The 872-nt window shown below is 47.4% G+C and carries 1 protein-coding gene; it reads right to left on the bottom strand.

Annotated elements, in window-relative coordinates:
• Positions 1–872, bottom strand: an 872-nt coding sequence (locus HCG49_RS18410; protein WP_317167526.1) for a Calx-beta domain-containing protein, incomplete at both ends; no start/stop codon positions are given.

An 872-nucleotide genomic window follows, 5' to 3' on the forward strand; every position in this document is an offset into this window, starting at 1 on the left:
GCAATTCCGGTTCCCCCTACAGCATCATCATCCAGAATATTCCCAGTAGCGGTGTTGGTGGTGTTTCCATCAACAAACCCAATTCCCAGGTTCGATTGTATGTTGGACAATTCTACGGTAAAGGCCTCGCTAGGCTCTATGATAGCATCGTCAATAATCGGCACCTGAATTTCGTAGGACTTGATCGTCGGGGTAAAGGTGATGGTGCTCGTAGTAGTCAAGTAATCACTAGGATCTACAGCGGTACCATCGATCGTGGTATAGTCCACGCTAACGTTTTCTGATATATCCCCGGTCAAGGTCACCTCGAATATGGCAAAGGCATCAGTTCCCTCTGTCACCGTTACATTGGTATTGGTGAAGGCAATTCCGGTTCCTCCTACAGCATCATCATCCAGAATATTCCCAGTAGCGGTGTTGGTAGTGTTTCCATCAACAAACCCAATTCCCAGGTTCGATTGTATGTTGGATAGCTCTACGGTAAAGGCCTCGCTAGGCTCAATGATAGCATCGTCAATAATCGGCACCTGAATTTCGTAGGATTTGATCGTCGGGGTAAAGGTGATGGTGCTGGCAGTCGTCAAGTAATCACTAGGATCCACGGCAGTACCATCGATCGTGGTATAGTCCACGGTAACATCTTCTGAAATATCCCCGGTCAAGGTCACCTCGAATATAGCAAAGGCATCGGTACCTTCTGTCACCGTTACATTGGTATTGGTGAAGGCAATTCCGGTTCCCCCTATAGCATCATCATCCAGAATGTTCCCAGTAGCGGTGTTGGTGGTGTTTCCATCAACAAACCCAATTCCCAGGTTCGATTGTATATTGGACAATTCTACGGTAAAGGCCTCGCTAGGCTCAATGATAGC

The sequence above is a fragment of the Arenibacter sp. 6A1 genome (genome assembly GCF_012272855.1).
In the GTDB taxonomy this organism is placed as follows: Bacteria; Bacteroidota; Bacteroidia; order Flavobacteriales; family Flavobacteriaceae; genus Arenibacter.